The sequence below is a fragment of the Fibrobacter sp. UWT3 genome (assembly GCF_900230125.1).
Classification (GTDB): domain Bacteria; phylum Fibrobacterota; class Fibrobacteria; order Fibrobacterales; family Fibrobacteraceae; genus Fibrobacter.
Window position 1 is genome coordinate 532,445 of the sequence record NZ_OCSS01000002.1, and the last position, 20,463, is coordinate 552,907.

Consider the following 20,463-nt stretch of genomic DNA (forward strand, 5'->3'; position numbering starts at 1 on the left):
TGGTCTGCCAAAACCGCAAAAAGGCGCTTTTGAAAATCACAATTTGACTGCGGACTTTTCGCTGGTCTTAAACTGCGTCTAGGATTGCTTTTATTAAACTGCGCCGAAAAACGCGTCGGCAAGCGATGCGCGGAAGGCGTGGATGCGGTCGGCGTTTGCCTCGCGGTGCGGGTACGTGAAGTCGCTGAGAAGCACGACTGCGGCGCCGGCGATGGGGTCGGCGACGATGCTCGCCCCGGTGAACCCGGTTTTCCCGAACGCATGGGGCGACACGCGCGACCCCATGAACTTGCCCTGGGCAAGTTCCCAGCCGAGGGCTGTGCAGGCGCCGTTCGCAGCACCTGCCGGCGAATCTCCCGCAGTAGAATCTCCCGAAGTAGAATTGCCTGCCGGCAAAAACTGTGCGGCACCTTCCCGAATAAACGCGTTCTCGCTGACCATCTTCAATATGTCCGCGGGTGCAACGCGGATTTCGCTCCCGTTCGCGCCGGCTGCAATCCCGTCGTTCATGACCATCTTCACGAACTTGAGCAGGTCGGGCACGCAGCTGAACATGCCGGCGCTCCCTACCGGGAAAAGCTTGCGCAATACCCACGCGCTCTCGTCGTGAATCTCCCCGCAAATCTCGCGCCCGCGGAACTCGCATATTTCCGTCGGGGCAATTTCTTTGCGAGGTATCGCATTCCACTCGCGGGTCAGCGGGTCCCAGCCGCTGCGCGTCATGCCGAGCGGCTCGAAGAACCGCTCGCGGCCCTGCTGTTGCAGGTCCTTGCCCGTAAGTCGCTGCAGTATAATCCCGAGCAGCACGCTGGCCGGGTTCCCGTAGTTGAAATCCGCTCCGGGCGCCTTTGCGAACTTGTATGTAAATAGGGCATTCAGGATACCTTCGGGCGGGAGCGTGCGCAATGTCTTCATGGGCACGCGGTAATCCAGGCTGTGCGTAAGCAGGTGGAAAACGCGGATGTCTTCGCGGTAGTTTGTCTGCAATTCGGGAATGTAGTTGATTACCCGATCGTCAAGGTGCAACTTGCCCTCCAGAATGTAGCAGAGGGCGAGTGTCGACGTGGGGCAGACCTTCGTGAGGCTCGCGATGTCGAAAACCGTATCTGCGGGCGTATTGAGCGCGACCGTGCGCGTGGTGCCGTCGGGCAGAATGAATCCCGCGACCGCCTTGTGGAACACCCCGGCGGATTCCCCCTGCGAAAGGAGCCTTTCGATATTGCTTTCGTTGAATGCCATGGCTTGAATTATAGCAAACCTGTGAAAGACCCTGATACTATTTTGCCCGACAGACTACTTTTTGGGGCGATTAGCGGCGTTCTTTCTGTTCCTTGAAAGATTATATTATTAAAATAAGGCTCTGCGAGTTTATTATGAAAAAGTCTATTGCGAAATATTTTGTTCTGTTTGTCCTTTTAGCGGCGGTGCTTGACCTCACCGGCTGCGCCATATTGCTGAACGTTAAGAAAGACACCCAGGACATCATCATCGTAGCGGAAGATGGCGGGGTATACGATTTTTATGTGGATAACAGTATCGTTTGCCGTAATACCGATAGGTGTGTCTATGTCCATAGCAAGGGAACCCCCTGCCAGCATACCTTCGACCTCAAGAGAGGGGATGATATTTACGGCACCTTGTTTTACGGCTATTGGGAAGAAAAGTCGACTTTAGCCAAGATGATGTCCGTATCCAAGCGTGAAGACAACGCATGCCCCGAAGAATGGGAAGGGGAAGCGATACACGTAATCGTGGAAATAGACCCCGATATCGATGGTCGCGAGGATTCTGCTGCTAGATAGTTTTTATTATCTTGTCTTTTATGCAAGAAGAGCAAATTGACATCCTGAACGCCGACGGCACCCCTGCGGGTTATTCCTGCGGGCGCACGCGCGTGCATGCGGAAGGCCTGTGGCACCGCACGGTACATATCTGGGCATTCAACCGCGAAGGGAAAATTCTTTTCCAGTTGCGGGCCCGCGTGAAGGAAAATAACCCCGGCCTCTTGGACACGAGCTGCGCGGGGCATATCTCTGCGGGCGATACCAGCGTGAACGCCGCCGTGCGCGAACTGCGCGAAGAACTTGGCGTGCGAAAAAGTTCGCGCGACCTCGAATATCTATTCGAGGCGACACACGAGAGTGTGCTCAACGGCGGCAGCTACCTCGATAACGAATACTACGACGTTTACAAGACGACCCTCACGGACGAGGAGGCAAAATCGCTTGTGCCGCAACCCGGTGAAGTCGACGATTTTGTCTGGATGACGCGCGATGAATTTTTCGCGAAGCGCAAGCTGCACCCCGAAAAGTTCGTGAATCACCCGAAAGATTACCAGTGGCTTATGGAGAACGCGAAATGACGATGTACAAGAATGCGGCCCTCGTGCTTGAAGGCGGCGGAATGCGCGGCGCCTACCTGTCGGGAGTGCTCGACGTAATGCACGATAACGGCCTCAAGTTCGGCGGCTATGCCGGGACGTCCGCGGGTGCCACGCACCTGTGCAGCTACCTCTCGGAACAGCGCGAAAGAAACAGGCGTATCGATGTCGTCCATTCGGCAAGCAAGCGCTACATGGGCTGGGGGAATCTCATCCGCACCGGCGAATTCTTTGAGGTCGATTACTGCTACAGGCAGATTCCCTACGTTATAGACCCGTTCGATTTCGAGAAGTTCCGCGAGAATGCGGCCGAGTCCGATTTCTATGCGGCGACATCGAACCTGGAAACGGGCGAGGCGGCCTACCTGCTGACCCGCGACCTCGACACGCCCGAAGGCATGGACAGGATCCGTGCGTCGGCATCGCTCCCGCTGATGAGCCACATCGTGGAAGTCGACGGTATGAAGCTCTTGGATGGCGGTGTCGCCGACAGCATTCCGTTCGAAATCATGGCGAAGAAGGGCTTTGAAAAGCAGGTCGTCATCGTGACGCAGCCCGAGGGCTACGTGAAGAAACCGAACTCGCTTGTTCCTTTGTTCAAAATCATCTACCGCAAGTACCCGAAGTTTATCGAGGCGGTAAGGACGCGCCACATACGCTATAACGAGTGCCTGAAAACGCTCGATGAATGGTGCAATCGCGGGACTGCGTTCCGTATCCGCCCGAGCGAAAGTTTCGATATCTCGCGCCTCGAAAAGGACAAGTCCAAGCTCGCGCGCCTCTACGATTTGGGCGTGAAAGACGCGACCGCCCTCATGCCGAGGCTGTTGAATTTCTTAGAGAGTAAATGACGTGTCATTCTGAGCGGAGTGAAACGGAGTCGAAGAATCTAGTCGAGAAGAACCTATGTCTAAAGCAATTCCCGGTCGCAGGTACCGCCATTACAAGAAAGATACGATGATCTATACGGTCATTACTGCTGATGCCCTTGACTGCGAAACGGTTGAACCCGTCGTGGTGTACCGCAGCGAGTACGAGACTCCCGACCACCCGAAGGGAACGCTCTGGGTGCGCTCCCGTAAGGATTTCGAGAGCCGCGTCATGCTCCCCGATGGCGTCGAGATGGACCGCTTTACGGAAATTTGATTGCCTCCGATTTGAGAAATGTATAGTTTGAAGAAGGAAATTTTTTTCATCTTGTTATTCTGCCTGTTTGCCCATGCAGAACAGTCGGATTTGTATTCGTTCTATTACAAGGGTGAACGGATAGAAGTTTGCCAAAAGGGATGTCAGGTAAAATACGAAAAAAGGTACGATGGTGTAGTTCTTCGCCATGAAGGGACTTCCGTGTATTTGATAGGCGATGACCATGCGGTTGCAAGGTTCCTGTATGATTCCGGTTTCCGACTGGAAAAAATGTTTGAAAATAATGAGTTCGTAGACGGTTCGATGGTGAAGACGAAGAATTATACATATAAACTAAATAGACTGACTGCGACAAATTCTGATTATAACATATACCTTCGACATGGCTTCTTTTTTGGTGATATATCTCCAGATTTTATGGAAGAATTGAAAAAGGACGATAAAAAAATTATTTTCACGATAGCCCCAAGAAAGGCTATCAGGACTGTAAAATAAGAAGGAGAAACAAATGGATTTCAAAAAGTTTTCCGCTGCCTCCGCGGCACTTGCATTCGGGATTGCGCTTGTCGCGTGCGATTCCGATTCGTCTTCCGGCCCGCAAAACGAACCCGCCTCTTCGAATGCGTATGACCGCGACAGCGATGGCCCTACTAGTTATGGCGAAATTATTTTGGTCTCAAGTTCCAGCGTCACACCGAAGGACGTCGTTCTGAGTAGTAGCGAAAAATCGAGCAGCAGCGAGACAAGCGCGTCCAGTTCATCTAGCGCAGCCGTCTCGAACGTGGAATACGGCACGTTTACCGATTCCCGCGACAGCAAGAACTACAAGACCGTGAAAATCGGCAACCTCACCTGGATGGCCGAGAACCTGAACTTTGACAACAGTGCTACTGCCACGGGTTCCATCGATTCTAGCTTCTGCTATGACGGCATTCCGGCGAACTGCACGAAGTATGGCCGCCTCTACCAGGAATACGCCGCGACGGCTGTGTGCCCCGAAGGCTGGCGCCTCCCCACTGCGGATGACTGGCGCGACCTGACCACTACGGCGAAGAGCGAATTCGGTGACGACAACGGCTCCCTGCGCGCCGTGGGCGAGTGGGAAAATACGATTTTTGGAGACAACGTAACGGCCACAAACGCAAGCGGGTTCTCCGCTATCCCGGCAGGTTACCGCGCCAAGACCGGCGAATGCGACGGCGAGGGCACCAAGGCCTATTTCTGGGGCGAAGACAACATGAATCACTACGCCTGGATACTCTCGAACCAGTACGACATGGAGAAGGAATCCATACAGCGCGGGTACTTCGCCTACGCCGTGCGTTGCGTCAAGGACTAGTAAATCTGGAACCGCGGACTAGGAACCGCGTTTCATCTCGGCCATGACCATGCCCGCGACAATCGCTACCGCACCCGCGATGGCGACAGGCGTGATGCGCTCGCCCAAGGCGATGACCGCCGTGATGATGGTGACGAGCGGGATGGCGTAGATGTAGTTGCTCGCGAGCACTGTGCCGAGCTGCTTCAGCACCTTGTTCCATGCGAGGTAGCCGAGCAGCGACGAGAAAACCGTGAGGCAGACGAAGTTGAACAATACGACCGGCTCCGCGAAGTTCTGCCACGGGATATCGAGCGTTTTGTGGATATCGCCACCCGCCTCGAAGAATAGCGCGGGTAGCGACATGAGCGCCCCGTAAAAGAACATCTTGCGGGTTATGAACAAAGTAGAATACACGCCGTTGAGCCTGCGCACCACAAGCGAGTAGACCGCCCACATGACGGACGAGGTGAACGCGAGCATGTCGCCTACGGGCGAAAGCTTCAGGATGAACTTGCCGTTCAGCACCACGAGCACCATCCCGACAAACGTAATCAGGCACCCGACAACCTGCCGCTTGCCGAGGCGCTCCGCCTTGTACAGGATGCCCCCGAAAATCATGGTGAGCAGCGGGTTCGTGCACACGATAAGCGAGACGTTGCTGCTGGGCGAAAGCGAGAGCGCCGTGTTCTCGGCCCAGAAGTAGAGCGTACAGCCTGTGATACCGCAGACGAACAGGATGATTTCGTGCTTCCAGTTTTGGCAGCGGAATTGCTTGTGGGATGCAGCGAGAAGGATAAGGTAGGTGACCGCGAACCGCAACGTAAAAATCTGCACCGCGCTGAATCCGTGGTTCAGCAGCACCTTCGTGCTCACGAAACTCGTGCCCCAGAACGCAATCGTCGCGATGGCGAGGATATGCCAGAGGGCTATGTTGTTGCGTGAGGGTGTCATCGATGCCAAAGATAGAAAAAGGGATGCTTAGCCGTCGGTCGATTTTAAATTTATGCAAATATTTGCATAAATGCATTGACAAGGTATAGTCTTTTTCTATATTTGCCTATCGAACGGATAGGAATGTTTTGCGATTGTGGCGACGGCCTTTGGCGAATTATCTTTCGTCTTTCGTCTATCGTCTTTCGTCTAACATACCTCACTATCTATATTTTAAGGCTATAACAAACAAGAGGCAAAAATGTCTAAGATCGAAACTTTGTGCGTACAGGGCGGCTGGCAGCCGAAAAACGGCGAACCGCGCGTCCTCCCCATCTACCAGAGCACCACTTTCAAGTACGAGTCCAGCAACGCGATGGCCGACCTGTTCGACCTAAAGGCCAGCGGCTACTTCTACACGCGCCTGCAGAACCCGACCAACGATGCTGTGGCATCCAAGATTGCGGCCATGGAAGGCGGTGTCGCTGCGATGCTCACGAGTTCCGGTCAGGCGGCGAACTTCTTTGCCGTGTTCAACATCTGCGAGGCGGGCGACCACTTCATCAGCACCAGCGCCATCTACGGCGGTACGAGCAACCTCTTCAGCGTTACCATGAAGAAGCTCGGCATCGAATGCACGTTCGTGGACCAGGATGCCAGCGACGAGGAAATCGAGAAGGCCTTCCGCCCGAACACCAAGTGCTTCTTCGGCGAGACGGTGGCAAACCCCGCCGGCAAGATTCTGGACCTCAAGCGCTTCGCGGACATCGCCCACAAGCACGGCGTGCCGATGATTGTGGACAACACGTTCCCGACTCCGATTCTCTGCCGCCCGATCGAATTCGGCGTGGACATCGTGACGCATTCCACCACCAAGTACATGGACGGTCACGCGATGGCCGTGGGTGGCTGCATTGTGGATAGCGGAAACTTTGACTGGGAAGCTCATCACGACAAGTTCAAGGGCCTCACCGAACCGGACCCGAGCTACCACGGCCTTGCCTACACGAAGGCTTTCGGCAAGGGCGCCTTCATCACGAAGGCTACGGCCCAGCTTATGCGCGACCTCGGCAGCATCCAGGCTCCGCAGAACGCGTTCCTCCTGAACGTTGGCCTTGAAACGCTTCACCTGCGCATGCCGCGCCACTGCGAGAACGCTCTCGCCTGCGCGAAGTTCCTGCAGAACCACCCGAAGGTGGCCTGGGTCGATTACGCGGGCCTCGAGGGCAACAAGTACCACGAACTTGCGAAGAAGCAGTTCAAGGGCGGGCTCCCGTGCGGCGTGCTCACGTTCGGTATCAAGGGTGGCCGCGAAAAGAGCATCCAGTTCATGGACAACCTCAAGATGATTTGCATCGTGACCCACGTGGCCGACGCCCGCAGCTGCGTGCTGCACCCGGCAAGCCACACGCACCGCCAGCTCAGCGACGAACAGTTGATCGAAGCAGGCGTCGCTCCGGACCTGATCCGCTTCAGCGTGGGTATCGAGAATGTCGAAGACATTATCGCCGACCTTACGCAGGCACTTGATAAAGTGTAATTCAAACGGCGCATAAGCGCCTAGAAGAACACTTTGTTCCGCTTGTTGTCGAAGATGGAATTGTGCTGCAGGAATCTATATTCTTGCAGCATTTCTTTTTCTTTGCCGCTGGCGTAGTTGTAGTTGAGGAACTTGTGGTGTTCTGTGGAATAGAATCCCCAGGAGTTCATGGCGGGGATTTGCTGCTGCATGTCGTTCAGGAACCTGTTGTAGGCGGGCAGCCCAATGCCTGCGACTTTGTACACATAGTTGCCCAGGTAGTTGAGGCTTGTCAGGGGTACGTCTACGGATTTTGATTCGTAGTTTGTCCACACGAAGAAGGGTACTTTGTACAACTTTTGACGGTCCTTCAGGGTTGCGAAATTTTTACCGTAGAGGTCTATGTAGAAATGTTTGTTTAGCCCCGGGAAGTGGTCGCCATAGAATACAATGACGACTTTCTCTTTAACTTGTTCAAAATAGTGCAGCAGGTATTTTAGCGCCTTGTCGGATTCGCGGATGAGGCCTGTGTAGAGTTCTGCGTCGGGGTATCCTGGGTATTGCTTTAGCGAGACCTGGAGCTTTTGGCTTTTCCCGTCGGGAATATAGCCGCTGTGGTTCTGCATGGTGACGCCGTAAAGGAACAACGGCTTTTTCTTGTGCTTGAATTTGTCGATGATGTATTCGAACATCTCCTGGTCGCTCACGTAGCCGCGGAGCATTTTCTTTTGCGGGTAATCTTCCAGGAAGGTGGTAGTTTCGAAACCGAGAAGCGGCCAGATGGTTTCTCTGGACCAGCCCTGCCTATGGAACGGGTGCGTGGCGATGGTCTCGTAGCCGAGCCCCCTGAGGTAGGTGGCCATGGAGTAGGCGGGCGCCTTTATGTACATCTGATAGACGGATATGCCGTGGTTGAAGAACGCCATGGAATTGCCCGTCAGGAATTCGTATTCGGAGTTGGCCGTGCCGCCGCCATAGACGGACGAAAGCGCGAGCCCTTTGACGGTGTTCTTGTGGAGCGTCTTGTAGAAAAGCGTGTCGCCGAATTCCGGGTTCAATGTGCTGATGTCGGCATAGGCTTCGTCCATGATGACGATGATGGAGGGGCGCTCCGCAGTGGAGTCGGCGCGTGTAGAGTCGGCGGAAATTGTGCTAGCGGGAACTGTGCTGGCGGCAGAGTCGGTGGGATGTGCGGCGTAGCGCTCGGCGATTTTTTCTGTTATCTCGTAGGAATACCCTTCCGGAACCTGCTTGAGGGTGGTGACAATCTGCGCGAAGAAGTTGACCAGGAACCCGTTGTGGGTCGAGCCCATCTTTTCCCAGCTCATCACGTAGACGGAGGGGAGCCTCGCGATGGAAATGCCTGCCGCCGCCACACACAAGATGGCAGAAACAATGCGTACAAGCTTTCGCTTGTTGAATTGTGCGGGCTTGAGGCAGAAGCCCATGTGCAAAATAAGCAGGTACGAGAACAGCCCGCAGGTGGGGTTGAATGTCCAGCCGAAATTGTAGTTGCCAGCGACGTTTTTTGCAATCCCGATGGCCAAGAAATCCATAGGGGTGAACTCGTTCCCGCGGAATTTGAAAATGTAGTAGTTCGCAAGGGAAAGGAGCAAAAATGGAATGATGCCTACAGCAAATGAAAGTCTCGGCTTTAGCGTGATGGCCAGCAGGAGCAGCGGGAATGTAGCAAGCATCAGGAGTTCTGCTATAAAGTTCCTCCAGTGCGCAATAATGACGAGCCCGATGTGCGTGTCGGCAAAACTCTGCGAGACCTGGGTAGAAAGGAAGCAGGCTATGAAAAACCAGATGAAGGTGTAGGTAGTGTTCTTTTGCGGGGTCGTTTCAAATTTTTTGCAGCCGATGAGGGCAAAGGCGATGCCGAAGGGGATGCCTGCCACGATATAGCCCATCGCCGTGAAGGTCAAAAAAGCGATTGTGCCTAGTGCGATTCCGATGTTGCGGTGTGTAAGGTAGGCGCGGAGCAATTTATTTTATCCCGTTTGCCTTGTAGTACGGCACGTCGTTCAGCACTTCCTTGACCCACCCGCTCTTGAGCGGGCTCTTGCGCCATTCAACGCCGACCCCTTGCATGTCGCGTTCCGGGTAGAACGTGGCGATGGCGTCCTCGTTATTTTGTACGGAATCAAGCGCGGCGCGGAGCCTCTTTGCCCCGAGGTAAATCTGTGCTAGCCCTTCGCCGGAATCGAGCGCGAGCAGGCCCCTGCGGCGGTTCGCGCTCTCGTAATTGAAGTCGAAATCGGAAATGTGACGCATGAGCGACATGAGTACGGCGGGGTCCACCTTCTCGCGGATGCTTGCCTCCATGGCAGGTAGCGCGCAGAGTTGCTCGTTGTTCCACTGCGTTCCCTTGTACGTAATTGTCAGCTGGTGGCTTTCGCCGATGCTCTGCATGCCCATCGTGTAGCGGGGCCCGAGTTTCTTCTTTACGCCCTTGAGGATGTTTATGGTGCGGTTCCTGAACTGTTTGTAGCCATCGAACGATAGCGTGAGCGTGTCGTCGAGCCGCACGAGCCTTGCGGTGGTGGGCTTCTTGACCACGTCCTTGTAGACGGCGACGAGGGCGGGCATCATGTAGGCGAGTTCGGGTTGCGCCTGGTCGAGGTTGCAGGCAGTATCGATGGTGATGGCGCCCTGGTCGCGCATGCCGATGATGATTCCGCGGGAGTAGTCCGTAAACAGCGTGTCGGTCTCGAGCGCAGGCGCCTCTTCGCCGGAGCGCTGGTACACGAATGCGAGCGCGATGGCGAGGATGCACAAGGGCGGTATCGCGACGGCGATGCGGACCTTGTTGCTGCGCCAGAGAACGCGGAACATGCGCATACCTTTCTGTGTGCGCAAGAAGAGCAGCACGATGCATGCGGCTATGGTAAGCCAGAGGATTATGAGCGCTATAAATACCACACGTGTAATATAAATTCTATTTTTGTGCCTATGATGGATTCTTTGAAAAATGTTGTCGTAAATGGCGACCGCGTATTGATAAAGCCTCTCGAAGCGTCGAACCGTACGGGCAGCGGGCTGTACCTGCCGCCGAGTGTAAAGGACCACGATGCCGTGCATGCGGGGCTCGTGATGCGCGTTGGCCCGGGTTACCCGATTCCTGCAAACCGCGACCCGGATTCCATCTTTACCGGCGAGAACAACGAGCAGGTGAACTACGTGCCCCTGCAGGTGCACGAGGGCGACGAGGCCCTGTACCTGCATGCAAGCGGTACCGAGATAGAGATAAACGGCGAGAAGTACGTTATCGTGGGGCAGAACGCGATTCTGCTCGTGCTCCGTAACGAGATTCCCGACAGTATCGACAACCTCTAGTTTTCAGCATTCAGGTTTGTAGAAAACCTATGCGCCCTTGCTCACAAGCAGCTCGTGCGCTTCCTTGATTTTCGTGATAATGCCGGAGGTGGATTCGAAGATGTCCTTGATCTGGTTCAGGATCTCGTCGAACAGCTTCTGGTTGCAGAACAGTTCGTTCCTGTGTTTTTTCAGGTCGCGGTAGACGTCGCGCAGGCGGATGAGGTTCTTCGATTCCTTTTCCATCGTCTCGTTGATTTCCTTTCGGATTTCCTCGATTTCTGCCTTCTTCTGGGCGATGATATCGGGGTCGTTTTCCTTGAGGATGTACGTCGGGAGCGTCGCGTAGTCTTCGAACTTGCCGCCCTTGAAGGTCACGTTGTTGTTGGACCTTACGGCATTGGTGCGCAGCCCGATTCCCTTCACCGAGGAATCGATGGCGATGCTGCAGTTCGTGGTGCCGTGGAAGTTGCAGCGCACGCGGGTCTCGACCTTGCGCAGTTCGTTATAGGGGTTGAAGTCCTCTTCGGTTTCGATATAGCGGACGGGCACGTACAGCGGGGTGGATTCGCCGGCGATAGTTACCTTGTACGAAACGCAGGTTTCGCCCGCGAATTCGCGGGTGTCGTACGTGTTGTTGCTGGTGAACAGGTTGCGCTTGATGCGCTTCATCAGGTTTTCGGTATCGTATTGTTCGCCGAGAATCTCGGGGATATCCTTCAGGAGGATTTCTACCGCGATGTTCTTGAAACCTTCCATGATCACGTTGTTGGTAATCGTGCGACCCCAAATGTTCGTGCCCAGGAAGAACGTGTCCATGAGGCTCGTTTCGGTGCGCTCGTTGAAGAATGCGGATGCCTTCGCTATCTTGCTCAGCACGAGCCATTTTTTGACGGATACGTAGATGTTGTTCTTGTCGCAGAGTTCCGCAAGCTTGCCGATCATGGTGAGGGAGTCCTGCGAGAATACGACCTTCTGGATATCCTGCCCCCACTTGCCGAATTCATCCTGGGTGATGGTGAGGTCGGGATTGATGTTTGTCTCTGTCACGTCGTTCTGTGCGGTCAGCAGCTGGCACAGGCTTTGCGGGGAAATGCTGTCGGGCAACGATACGGTAAGGGCGAGCTTGTCGATGATGTCGCCGCGGGTAAGGGCTACCTCGGGGCGTATGTCGCCGGAAACGATGAGCGGGATGCGGTCGCGGTCCTGCAGCGCAATCTGTACCCAGTTCCTGATGTTCTCGTTGCTCGGGTCGTAGCTCTTGAACACGATGATGTCGTAGGCGTTTAATTTGGAGGGGACTTCTTGCTGGCGGCGGCCTACCTTGAGTGCCTTGGCGTCCTTGAAGGCGGCGATTAGCCTGTTGAGGACAATTCCCTTGCCCGAGCCGGAACGGCCGTAGATGTAGAACGGTTCGCCGATAATCATGGTGAGGAATGCGAGCTGGATGCAGTACTCGCGTTCCGGAATCCCTACGGAAAGCTGTTCCATCAGTTCGGTAATGCGCTGTTTCAAAGCCATTTTCAATCCCTTTTAGTCATTATGTTGATGCGGGGCCGGTGGCCGCGGCAATCTGCCAAATAATATAAAAATAAGATTCCTGTAGAATGTGCCCGGCTTAGGCGCCGAGCCCGCAACATGCCCTAATGGCCTCCGCCGCGGGGGCGGAAACCTCGATTTCCTGGTAGGCGACAAACACGTTCGGGTGCAGGCGCCACTTTTCGGGGAGCCGCGCGAAGTCCTTTTCCGTCATCACGAGCGATGCCCCCTGGGCCAGGAACTTCATGATAGTTTGTTCAAAACGGCGGTCGTGGTCGGGGCGGGCGATGAAACCCGCGGGTTCAATGCCATAGGAGGCGAGGTCTTGCCGGAAACGCTCCGGGTCGCCTATGCCGCAGATGGCGATAGGGCCCGCGGGGCAGGGCTCGTTGCCCGCGTTGGCGATGAGCCCGATACGGAACCGGATGTCGCCTTGCCCGAGGGTGACTGCGGGCTCTTCGTGGTCGCGGGGGAGGCTGCGGTTCTTGCCGGCGGGCACGAGGTCCGCAATCCGCTGCGGGGTGCCTGCGCGGTCTAGCCGGATGGTGATGGCGCCCGCGAGCCGCGAGTCCTCGAACCCGTCGTCGCAGATGATGAAGTCGTAATCGCGGTCGATCTCGTGAGCGGTACGGTACCGGTTGGGGGTCGCGATTACATGTACTTGCGGCATGCTTGCGAATTTCTGCCGGAGCATTGCGGCCTCGTCTTGCGCGCGGGCGTGGCACAGGATGGCGATCCGGGGCGCGGCGCCGTTCTTGCCTGCGGCGCCTTCTTTGCCCGCGGCGCCGTTCTCGGAAATAAACTGCGCGAGCCATGCGACAAACGGGGTCTTGCCCGCGCCGCCCGCAAGGAAGCTCCCGACGACAATCAGGCGCGCATGCCCGAGGGGGCTGCCCTGCCGTAGGCAAAAGCGGTGATGCACTTTGTACGCAATGTAGTAGATGCCCGCAAGGGCGAGGAGTATCAGGCGGAAAAGCATGGGCGCTGCCCTCCTGTCCCTTGATTACAGGCAGTTGTGCTTCTGCTGCAGGTACAGGTCTGCAAGCACAAGCGCGGCCATGCTCTCGACAATTACGGGAGCGCGGACGGCGACGCAAGGGTCGTGCCGGCCCTTTGCGGCGAGTTCGCCGTTTTCGCCATCCCTGCTGGCCGTCTTCTGCGACTGCGAAATCGTCGCCGTCGGCTTGAACGCGAGCCTGCATTCGATATCGGCGCCGTTGCTGATTCCGCCCACGCAGCCGCCCGCATTGTTCGTGCGTGTGCGGAACTTGCCGTCTTCAGAGTAAATCTCGTCGTTGTGCTCACTGCCGCGCATTCTCGTTCCGGCAAAGCCGCTTCCGATCTCGAAACCCTTGCATGCCGGGATGCTGAGCATCGCCTGCGCAAGCAGTGCGTCGAGCCTGTCGAACACGGGTTCGCCGAGCGTCGCGGGTACGTTCCTCACGAGCAGTTTCACCGTGCCGCCTACGCTGTCCCCGTCCTTCTTCGCGGCGAGGATTTCCTGTTCCATCTTCTCGCTGAACGCTTCTACCGGGCAGCGTACCGGGGATGCCTCTATCTTTTCGCGCGTGAGCGTGCCGGTATCGAATTTGCCGCATTCAATCGTGCCTACGGAATCCACCCAGGCGAGGAACTCCGTGCCTGCCACCTGGGCCAAAAACTTCTGGGCCACCGCTCCCGCACATACGCGACCGATGGTCTCGCGTGCGGAACTGCGTCCGCCCCCGCGGTAGTCGCGGAACCCGTACTTGAGGTCGTAGCAGAGGTCTGCGTGCCCCGGCCTGTACCACTTGGCGATTTCGGAATAGTCTCCGCTTCTCTGGTCCTCGTTGAACACCGCGAAAGATATCGGGGTGCCGGTCGTCTTGCCCTCGAAGACACCGCTCAGGATGCGGACCTGGTCCTTCTCGTCGCGGGCGGTGGTCAGCTTGCCCTGTCCGGGTCGCCTGCGGTCCAGGAACGCCTGGATGTCGGCTTCGCAAAGGGGGAGGCCTGCGGGGCAGCCGTCCAGGACGGCACCGACTGCCTGTCCGTGGGATTCGCCCCATGTGGTAACGGAAAAAATTTTGCCAAAAGTGCTAGACATGCCCCAAAATATAGATAATACGCAAAAAAAACATTTTTGGTCACATTTGGACTCACTACGGGCTCAAAGTTTATTATCTTTTACATAGGTTTTAGGAGATATCCTAGTGTCTAAGTTTGGAAACATATTGCTGTTGCTGGTCCTCGCACTTTCCATGGAAGTGTTCGCCCAGCGCAATAACGAATTGGAGTTCGCAGGGATTCCGTTCGGTGCTTCCCGTGAAACTGTCATCGAAGAAGTCATGAAGATGGGCTACGAGCCCTACGGCCAGATGGGTGCCGGTGAACGCGTCGTGCTTCCTATGTTCAGGTTCGGGGAACTGCCGGTCCAGGTGTCCTTCATTTTTAACGGCAGCGACAAGTTCTACGCCTTCGAAATCCGTACCGGCAAGGTGGAAGAATCCCGCAAGTTCAAGGCTATCGAGGCCGCCGAATACATGTCGGACCAGTTTACGCTCAAGTACGGCAAGCCCGCCCAGGCGCCTACGGTCAACGAGACGAACCTGGTCGAGGGCCGCAACAACTACCAGGAGTGGTACGGCGTCAAGCTGCTGAACGCCTTCACCGCAGTCATCAAGAAGGGCGGCAAGTACTTCGTGCTCGGCTATGTGGAACACCGCACGCTCATGAAGGAATCTGCCGGCGGCAAGCCGAAGAAGGAAAAGGCTTCCGCAGCCCCGGTGTTCTAGCCCGGACCTCCACCCTAAGTCTAAGATACAAAACAAGTTAGGCTTCCTTTCCGGAAGCCTGTTTTCGTTTTATACAAAGTAAAAGAAGTGTCGCTCGGGCCTTGAATTTACTTGTTGCAGGCGGCGCACTTCCCGTACAGGTACAGCGAGACGGCGTTCAGGGAGGATCCCTTGGGGAGCATCTTCTCGCAGTTCTCGGGAATGGTGAAGATGTCGCTCACCGCACCGCACTTTTCGCACTTGAAGTGCGTGTGCGGCTTGATTTCGCCGTCGTATCTCAGGTAACCTTCCCCGAAATCGAGCGAGAGGATGAGCCCGTGCTTCGCGAAGAGTTCGAGCGTGTTGTACACGGTGGTGCGCGAGAGTCCGGGATTTTCGGGCAGCAGCGCCTTGTAGATGGTGTCGACCGAGGGGTGGCTGTGTACGCTCTTGATGTAGTCGAGGATTTGCACCCGCTGTGCCGACGGGCGAATCCTGTGTTCCTGTAAGGTGACTGCCGAAGAACTCACTGCCTGCTCCCCTGCGGTGGCCTAGCTCTTGAACTTGTCCACCGCCTCGTTCGGGCCGATGAGGAAGAGCACGTCGTCCTCTTGCAGCACGATGTCGGCGAGGTTACCGATCTTGGGGGTCGGTTCCTGCGGGTCGCGGATGGCGATGACCTGCACGCCGTACTTGTGGGTGATGTTCAGGTCCTTGAGCGTCTTCCCGATGAAGTCCTTGGGGCATACCACCTCGACGATGCTGAAGCCTTCCATGAACGGGAGGAAGTCGAGCATGTTCGGGCGGTTCAGGCGCTCGGCAAGCGCGATGGCACTGTCGCGTTCCGGGTGGAAGATGTCGGAGACGCCGAGCTTCTCGAGGATGCTCGAGTGTGCGGCGCTACTCGACTTCGCGATGATGTGCTTCACGCCGAGTTCTTTCAGGTTCAGTACGGTAAGCAGGCTCGCCTCGAGGTTCTCGCCGATACAGACGATAACGCAGTCCGCCTTCTGGAGCGGGATGCTCGCGAGTTGCTTTTTGCGGGTAGAGTCGGCGACCATCGCCTGAGATACGATGCTCGAGATGTCCTGCACCTTCTCGGGGTGGTTGTCGACCACGAGCACGTCGTGCCCGAGGCTCGTCAGGTGACGCGCCAAAAAGATAGCCGAGTTTCCGAGGCCGATGATGATGTACTGTTTAGATGCCATGGGCTATAATGTAGTAAAGGTTGGGCCGATTAGCCCACCATGATGTCTTCTTCGGCGTACCAGGTGGTGTTCTGCACCCTGCCCGCGACCGCGGAAATCAGGAAAAGCGGACCCATACGGCCGATAAACATCACGCAGCAGATTACAATCTGGCCCACGGTGGAAAGTTCGCCGGTAAGCCCCATCGAGAGCCCGCAGGTGCTGTAGGCGCTGATGACCTCGAAGAGAATCTTGAGGAAGGGGGAGCCGTTCTCGTTGAACCCGGTACCCGCCGGGATTTCGGTAATGAGGAGAACCATCGTCGCGAGCGCGATGACCACGATTGCCACCACGAAGATTCGCACGGCCTTGTCGACCGTGGTTTCGGGAATGGTGCGGTTCATGACCTGGGTCTTTTCTCGCCCGAGCAGGCGGTTGAACCCGAGCAGCCCGATGACCGCCGCCGTGGTGACCTTGATGCCGCCACCGCAGCTTCCGGGGTTTGCCCCGATGAACATGATGATGGCGAAGAAGAACAGCGAGGAGGCGCACAGTGCCGGGGTGTCTACGGTGTTGAGGCCCGCAGTACGGCTCGTGAAGGCCATGAAGAACGTCGTCTGGAGCTTGTCGAAGAAGCTTAGGCCGTCGAGCGTGTTGCCCCATTCGGTAATCATGAAGGCGACGATGCTTACCCCGATGATGACGAACGTGCAGAATGCGGCGACGCGGGTATGGAGCGATATCTTGCGGAACTTGCGCTCCTTGAAGTCGAAGGCGTACTGCAGTTCGGTGATGGCGAGGAACCCGAAGGCGCCGGCCAGCGCGAGTATGCAGGTGGTGATGTTCATGACCGGGTTCAGCTGGAACTGCACGAGCGAGTCGGGGAACAGCGTGAACCCGACGTTACAGAACGAACTGACTGCCTGGAACAGCGAGCAGAAGATGCGGTCGGAGAGTTCCATGTCGCCAAACTGCGTAAAGTAGAGCACGCCGCCGATGGCTTCCAGTATGAACGTGAAGGGGAGGACGGCCATGAGAATGCGCTTGGCATCGACGTTGCCCTCCTGCGTGAAGTCGGCGAGCAGCACGGACTGGTGGTTAAAGCCCGGATGCATGCCTGCAAGCAATATGAGCACGGTAGATACGGTCATGATACCGAGGCCGCCCAGCTGCATGAGGACGATGAGCACCCAGTTGCCGAATGTCGAGAAGGTGCTGCTGATGTCGATGACGGAAAGGCCGGTCACGCACACTGCGGATGTGGCCGTGAAGAGCGCCTGGAGGAAGTCAATGGGTTCGCGTGTCGAGACCGGCAGGCGCAGGAGTACCGCGCCCACGGTTATGAGCATCAGGTAACCGAGAACCACCAGGGTAATCGGGTTGGCCTGCCTCTTCGGCTTGAAGACGTTCTCGGACGTCGTATCGGCGAATGCTTGATACTTGGAACGAAGCATGGTGCGAAATTTAGCAATTTTCTAGATTTGGGCGCGTTATGAAGAACCTGCGTGCCATTTTGATGCCTGTAGCGATAATTCTCGGGATTCTGATTCCGCAGGCGCACGTGCTTTCGCCCATGATGCCGTTTTTGATCGGCACCATGATGTTCCTGACCTTCGTGACGAAAATTCCCCCGCAGACGCACGGCTATACCTTCAAGATTGAAATCCGGGCGCTCGTGGTGAGCCTCCTGCTGGTTGCCGCCCTTGCCGGAATCGTGAAACTGTTCGACCTCCCGCGCGAGGTGCTGCTCGGTGGAGCCATCATCGCGCTCTGCCCGCCTGCAAATGCCGCCCCCGCGATGGCCAAGATGCTCGGCGGTTCGGCGTCGCTCGCCCTCAAGATATTCCTGAGCGGAAACCTCATCGCGTGCTTCTCCATCCCGATTGTTTTCGGGTACCTTACCGGCGCCGATGCGAGCCTGAGCGAAATCTCGATGAAGATTTTCAACACCATCCAGCCCATCATCAGTATCCCGCTGGCGTTCGCGCTCGGGCTCCGCGCCTTTTACCCGGAACTCGCCGACCGTGCGGCAAAGTTCCAGAAATACACGATGTTCGTGTGGACTTTCTCGGTATTCGTAATCCTTGCGAAGGCAAGTTACGACATACGCGAGATGGGATTCTGGGACCTGTGGAATAGCGGCAAGCTCCCGATGATGGCGGGGATTTCGCTCCTGCTCTGCATACTGCTTTATGCCCTCGGGTGGTATGTCGAAAGGAACCGCCGCCCGATTGAAAGCGCGCAGAGCATGGGGCAGAAGAACACGACTCTCGTCATCTGGATATCCACGCTGTATGCGGGCCCCGTTGTGGCGCTTGCCCCCACGTGCTACGTGGTGTGGCAGAACCTGGTGCTCAGTTATTTGAGCGCGAGAATCAAGCCGAAGGATTCGAAGGCGGAATAGCGCCAGAAGGGCCGGCGTGGATGCCGGTTTTTTTCTTCCGGTCGAAAATCCATGCGACCGGTTTTTCTACGGCAAACCTGAAAATGAGCGCGGTAACAAAGGAAATCGCGAGCACGATGAGTGCGTAGGAGAAGTAGTAGCCTGCGACATCCTTAAGCGTTGTCTCGTTTGTGAATTTTGCGATGAGTTCGAATTGCCAGGTCTTGGTTTCCTTGATTATCAGGTGGTGGAAAAGGTAGATGCCGAATGTGCAGGACCCGATAAAGTTTATGATGCGGGCAGGAATCCCGTTGTTCTTGATGAATGTGCCGAGCGTGTAGATTGTAAGGAAAAGCCCCGTCGTGGTCACGAAACAGAGTGAACACTGGAGCCAGCGGAATCGGTTCTGGACATACCCGTATTCGGCGTGCATGTATTTCTGCAGCAGGATCTTCACGGCAATTCCGAGGATATACAATCCGAGGCCGACAAGGATGAGCTTCACTTTCCGGTTATCGAACCTGCGCACGAACAGGGAGAGTTCGTACCCGATAATCAGGAAGATGGTGCAGTAGCCCCAGAGGTACTTGTCTATGTCGAGCAAGTTCATCTTGAAAAAGTACTGGACGTCGGTGATTACGGCACACCCGATGGCGATACCGAGCAAGGTGCGCCTCATCTTGTTCTTTTGGGGAGTGTCCTGGCAAACGAAGGCGAGCAGCGGGAAGAAGAATATGAATGACATGTAGGTACAGATGTACCAAAGGTGGTCACCGGGATTTAACTTGAAGACAAAATTGCCAAGATAGGCCCAGTCGGCAGTTAGGATGGAGCCTTGCGGTCCGGTAAAATAGCGGTAGAGGATGTTGATGAGTATATAGATAATGGTGGGGATGTAGATTCGCGAAAGGAACGTTTTTGCCTTGTGCGGGAATGCCGGGACGATGTCGCTGTCCGAGTGAATCCGGTGGAAGAAAAAGAAGCCTGTCACCAGGAGGAAGAGCGGGACATCGTCGGCGATAATGGTCGAGAAGAAAAGCCGCCCTGTTACAATGGAATTGCCGTCGTTGATGACGACCTGGATGTGCGCCATGATGACAAGCAGGCATGCGATGATCCTTACAAGTTCAATGGAGTGGTTCTTGCTCTTTGATTCTGACATTCGAAACCCCTTTCGTTATGTGGAAAAGATAGATAATTTATCTAATTTTCTGCTATGACCCATACCGAACTTGTCAAACGCCTCCTTGCCGAACAGGACCTCAAGTACCGCGACTTTCACGCGTCGCTCCTGCCGAATATCGACAAGAAGACGATTATCGGCGTGCGCGTGCCCACGATGCGGAAGATTGCGAAGGAGTTCGCGGCGGCTGGTTCCGCGGCTGCAAAATCCGTGCCGGCCGATGTCGCGCGCTTCCTAGACAAGCTCCCGCACAAGTATTTCGAAGAGAACCAGGTACACCTCCTTGTGGTCGAGCGCATCAAGGATGCGGACGAGTGCCTGCGCCGTACCGAGCAGTTTTTGCCGTACATAGACAACTGGGCGGTTTGCGACGGCAAGTCCCCGAAGGCCTTGCTCAAGGACGAGGCTCGTTTTTTGGCCCGCATCAAGGCGTGGCTCAAGTCGCGCGAGCCTTACACGGTGCGTTTCGGCGTGAACATGCTCATGAACTTTTTCCTGGACGAACGTTTTGACAAGAAGCACCTGGAAATGGTCGCCGCGATAGACGAGAACCTGTTCAACGATTCCGATACCGGTGCCGCGCAAACCTCGATAAATGCCGCGCGCCCCACCGACCGCTACTATGTGCAGATGGTAATCGCCTGGTACTTCGCGACCGCGCTCGCCAAGCAGTGGAACGCGACCTTCCCCTATATTAAGAACCGCAGGCTTTCGCCCTGGATTCACGCGAAGACTATCCAGAAGGCCTGCGAGAGCTACCGCATTACCGACGAGCAGAAAAAGATACTGCGCGCCCTGAAGTAG

At 55.9% G+C, this 20,463-nt stretch carries 22 protein-coding genes; 11 read left to right on the forward strand and 11 right to left on the reverse strand.

Annotation, left to right across the window (positions count from 1 at the left end; translation table 11 throughout):
- Positions 1–93: 93 nt before the first annotated feature.
- Complete coding sequence (locus CRO08_RS09990) at positions 94–1,239, reverse strand: serine hydrolase (protein WP_097036073.1); 1,146 nt, start codon at positions 1,237–1,239, stop codon at positions 94–96.
- Between the two features lie 134 nt (positions 1,240–1,373).
- Here CRO08_RS09990 and CRO08_RS09995 point away from each other — a divergent pair, with 134 nt between their 5' ends.
- Genes CRO08_RS09995 through CRO08_RS10020 form a run of 6 tightly spaced genes read left to right on the forward strand, consistent with a single transcriptional unit; the run spans position 1,374 to position 4,865 of the window.
- Positions 1,374–1,802, forward strand: a complete 429-nt coding sequence (locus tag CRO08_RS09995; RefSeq protein WP_097036074.1) for a hypothetical protein — start codon at positions 1,374–1,376, stop codon at positions 1,800–1,802.
- Between the two features lie 20 nt (positions 1,803–1,822).
- Positions 1,823–2,362 (forward strand): NUDIX domain-containing protein, encoded by a 540-nt coding sequence (locus tag CRO08_RS10000; protein WP_097036075.1) that lies wholly within the window; start codon positions 1,823–1,825, stop codon positions 2,360–2,362.
- A complete protein-coding gene (locus tag CRO08_RS10005; RefSeq protein ID WP_255252314.1) occupies positions 2,359–3,231 on the forward strand; it encodes a patatin family protein in 873 nt (290 codons plus the stop codon). The genes CRO08_RS10000 and CRO08_RS10005 overlap by 4 nt, the downstream gene beginning before the upstream one ends.
- 55 nt (positions 3,232–3,286) lie before the next feature.
- On the forward strand, positions 3,287–3,526 hold the full coding sequence (locus tag CRO08_RS10010; RefSeq protein WP_097036076.1) for a DUF1653 domain-containing protein: 240 nt from the start codon (positions 3,287–3,289) through the stop codon (positions 3,524–3,526).
- Positions 3,527–3,553: 27 nt separating this feature from the next.
- Positions 3,554–4,021 carry a hypothetical protein gene (locus tag CRO08_RS10015; protein WP_141398319.1) on the forward strand — a complete coding sequence of 156 codons (468 nt, stop codon included), beginning with the start codon at positions 3,554–3,556 and terminating at the stop codon, positions 4,019–4,021.
- Between the two features lie 13 nt (positions 4,022–4,034).
- On the forward strand, positions 4,035–4,865 hold the full coding sequence (locus CRO08_RS10020) for an FISUMP domain-containing protein (RefSeq protein ID WP_097036078.1): 831 nt from the start codon (positions 4,035–4,037) through the stop codon (positions 4,863–4,865).
- A gap of 18 nt (positions 4,866–4,883) precedes the next feature.
- On the opposite strand, the gene CRO08_RS10025 is transcribed toward CRO08_RS10020, so the two are convergent.
- Complete coding sequence (locus CRO08_RS10025; protein ID WP_097036079.1) at positions 4,884–5,798, reverse strand: DMT family transporter; 915 nt, start codon at positions 5,796–5,798, stop codon at positions 4,884–4,886.
- Positions 5,799–6,039: 241 nt separating this feature from the next.
- Here CRO08_RS10025 and CRO08_RS10030 point away from each other — a divergent pair, with 241 nt between their 5' ends.
- Positions 6,040–7,317 (forward strand): O-acetylhomoserine aminocarboxypropyltransferase/cysteine synthase family protein, encoded by a 1,278-nt coding sequence (locus CRO08_RS10030; protein WP_072807659.1) that lies wholly within the window; start codon positions 6,040–6,042, stop codon positions 7,315–7,317.
- A gap of 20 nt (positions 7,318–7,337) precedes the next feature.
- Here CRO08_RS10030 and CRO08_RS10035 read toward each other — a convergent pair whose 3' ends face one another.
- Positions 7,338–9,209, reverse strand: coding sequence for an LTA synthase family protein (locus CRO08_RS10035; protein WP_097036080.1), 1,872 nt, complete (start codon positions 9,207–9,209; stop codon positions 7,338–7,340).
- 76 nt (positions 9,210–9,285) lie between these two features.
- Complete coding sequence (locus CRO08_RS10040) at positions 9,286–10,221, reverse strand: hypothetical protein (RefSeq protein WP_097036081.1); 936 nt, start codon at positions 10,219–10,221, stop codon at positions 9,286–9,288.
- Positions 10,222–10,251: 30 nt separating this feature from the next.
- Here CRO08_RS10040 and CRO08_RS10045 point away from each other — a divergent pair, with 30 nt between their 5' ends.
- A complete protein-coding gene (locus CRO08_RS10045) occupies positions 10,252–10,635 on the forward strand; it encodes a co-chaperone GroES family protein (protein WP_097036082.1) in 384 nt (127 codons plus the stop codon).
- A gap of 27 nt (positions 10,636–10,662) precedes the next feature.
- On the opposite strand, the gene CRO08_RS10050 is transcribed toward CRO08_RS10045, so the two are convergent.
- The 3 genes from CRO08_RS10050 to aroC all read right to left on the reverse strand — a co-directional run bounded on the left by CRO08_RS10050 (position 10,663) and on the right by aroC (position 14,239).
- On the reverse strand, positions 10,663–12,135 hold the full coding sequence (locus tag CRO08_RS10050; RefSeq protein WP_097036083.1) for a hypothetical protein: 1,473 nt from the start codon (positions 12,133–12,135) through the stop codon (positions 10,663–10,665).
- A gap of 97 nt (positions 12,136–12,232) precedes the next feature.
- A complete protein-coding gene (locus tag CRO08_RS10055; protein ID WP_097036084.1) occupies positions 12,233–13,132 on the reverse strand; it encodes a tetraacyldisaccharide 4'-kinase in 900 nt (299 codons plus the stop codon).
- A 24-nt stretch (positions 13,133–13,156) separates the two neighbouring features.
- Complete coding sequence (aroC, locus tag CRO08_RS10060; protein ID WP_097036085.1) at positions 13,157–14,239, reverse strand: chorismate synthase; 1,083 nt, start codon at positions 14,237–14,239, stop codon at positions 13,157–13,159.
- Positions 14,240–14,345: 106 nt separating this feature from the next.
- Between aroC and CRO08_RS10065 the strand changes: the two genes are divergently transcribed.
- A complete protein-coding gene (locus tag CRO08_RS10065) occupies positions 14,346–14,927 on the forward strand; it encodes a hypothetical protein (protein ID WP_097036086.1) in 582 nt (193 codons plus the stop codon).
- Between the two features lie 107 nt (positions 14,928–15,034).
- Here CRO08_RS10065 and CRO08_RS10070 read toward each other — a convergent pair whose 3' ends face one another.
- Genes CRO08_RS10070 through CRO08_RS10080 form a run of 3 tightly spaced genes read right to left on the reverse strand, consistent with a single transcriptional unit; the run spans position 15,035 to position 17,547 of the window.
- Positions 15,035–15,436 carry a Fur family transcriptional regulator gene (locus CRO08_RS10070; protein ID WP_097036087.1) on the reverse strand — a complete coding sequence of 134 codons (402 nt, stop codon included), beginning with the start codon at positions 15,434–15,436 and terminating at the stop codon, positions 15,035–15,037.
- 21 nt (positions 15,437–15,457) lie between these two features.
- Positions 15,458–16,114, reverse strand: a complete 657-nt coding sequence (locus tag CRO08_RS10075) for a TrkA family potassium uptake protein (protein ID WP_072807667.1) — start codon at positions 16,112–16,114, stop codon at positions 15,458–15,460.
- Positions 16,115–16,143: 29 nt separating this feature from the next.
- Positions 16,144–17,547 carry a TrkH family potassium uptake protein gene (locus tag CRO08_RS10080; protein ID WP_097036088.1) on the reverse strand — a complete coding sequence of 468 codons (1,404 nt, stop codon included), beginning with the start codon at positions 17,545–17,547 and terminating at the stop codon, positions 16,144–16,146.
- A 38-nt stretch (positions 17,548–17,585) separates the two neighbouring features.
- Between CRO08_RS10080 and CRO08_RS10085 the strand changes: the two genes are divergently transcribed.
- Positions 17,586–18,497, forward strand: coding sequence for a hypothetical protein (locus tag CRO08_RS10085; protein ID WP_097036089.1), 912 nt, complete (start codon positions 17,586–17,588; stop codon positions 18,495–18,497).
- Here the strand turns inward: CRO08_RS10085 and CRO08_RS10090 are convergent.
- Positions 18,469–19,638, reverse strand: coding sequence for an acyltransferase (locus tag CRO08_RS10090; protein WP_097036090.1), 1,170 nt, complete (start codon positions 19,636–19,638; stop codon positions 18,469–18,471). The two genes, CRO08_RS10085 and CRO08_RS10090, sit on opposite strands and share 29 nt — an antisense overlap.
- Before the next feature lie 54 nt (positions 19,639–19,692).
- Here CRO08_RS10090 and CRO08_RS10095 point away from each other — a divergent pair, with 54 nt between their 5' ends.
- Complete coding sequence (locus CRO08_RS10095; RefSeq protein ID WP_097036091.1) at positions 19,693–20,463, forward strand: DNA alkylation repair protein; 771 nt, start codon at positions 19,693–19,695, stop codon at positions 20,461–20,463.

Coding starts and splice junctions, on each gene's coding strand:
- CRO08_RS10035 (WP_097036080.1), bottom strand. CDS start 9,209: ATGGGCTATATCGTGGCAGGCATCCCCTTCGGCATCGCCTTTGCCCTC.
- CRO08_RS10025 (WP_097036079.1), bottom strand. CDS start 5,798: ATGACACCCTCACGCAACAACATAGCCCTCTGGCATATCCTCGCCATC.
- CRO08_RS10080 (WP_097036088.1), bottom strand. CDS start 17,547: ATGCTTCGTTCCAAGTATCAAGCATTCGCCGATACGACGTCCGAGAAC.
- CRO08_RS10050 (WP_097036083.1), bottom strand. CDS start 12,135: ATGGCTTTGAAACAGCGCATTACCGAACTGATGGAACAGCTTTCCGTA.
- CRO08_RS10075 (WP_072807667.1), bottom strand. CDS start 16,114: ATGGCATCTAAACAGTACATCATCATCGGCCTCGGAAACTCGGCTATC.
- CRO08_RS10005 (WP_255252314.1), top strand. CDS start 2,359: ATGACGATGTACAAGAATGCGGCCCTCGTGCTTGAAGGCGGCGGAATG.
- CRO08_RS10020 (WP_097036078.1), top strand. CDS start 4,035: ATGGATTTCAAAAAGTTTTCCGCTGCCTCCGCGGCACTTGCATTCGGG.
- CRO08_RS10000 (WP_097036075.1), top strand. CDS start 1,823: ATGCAAGAAGAGCAAATTGACATCCTGAACGCCGACGGCACCCCTGCG.
- aroC (WP_097036085.1), bottom strand. CDS start 14,239: ATGTCTAGCACTTTTGGCAAAATTTTTTCCGTTACCACATGGGGCGAA.
- CRO08_RS10045 (WP_097036082.1), top strand. CDS start 10,252: ATGATGGATTCTTTGAAAAATGTTGTCGTAAATGGCGACCGCGTATTG.
- CRO08_RS10055 (WP_097036084.1), bottom strand. CDS start 13,132: ATGCTTTTCCGCCTGATACTCCTCGCCCTTGCGGGCATCTACTACATT.
- CRO08_RS09995 (WP_097036074.1), top strand. CDS start 1,374: ATGAAAAAGTCTATTGCGAAATATTTTGTTCTGTTTGTCCTTTTAGCG.
- CRO08_RS10085 (WP_097036089.1), top strand. CDS start 17,586: ATGAAGAACCTGCGTGCCATTTTGATGCCTGTAGCGATAATTCTCGGG.
- CRO08_RS10010 (WP_097036076.1), top strand. CDS start 3,287: ATGTCTAAAGCAATTCCCGGTCGCAGGTACCGCCATTACAAGAAAGAT.
- CRO08_RS09990 (WP_097036073.1), bottom strand. CDS start 1,239: ATGGCATTCAACGAAAGCAATATCGAAAGGCTCCTTTCGCAGGGGGAA.
- CRO08_RS10090 (WP_097036090.1), bottom strand. CDS start 19,638: ATGTCAGAATCAAAGAGCAAGAACCACTCCATTGAACTTGTAAGGATC.
- CRO08_RS10095 (WP_097036091.1), top strand. CDS start 19,693: ATGACCCATACCGAACTTGTCAAACGCCTCCTTGCCGAACAGGACCTC.
- CRO08_RS10030 (WP_072807659.1), top strand. CDS start 6,040: ATGTCTAAGATCGAAACTTTGTGCGTACAGGGCGGCTGGCAGCCGAAA.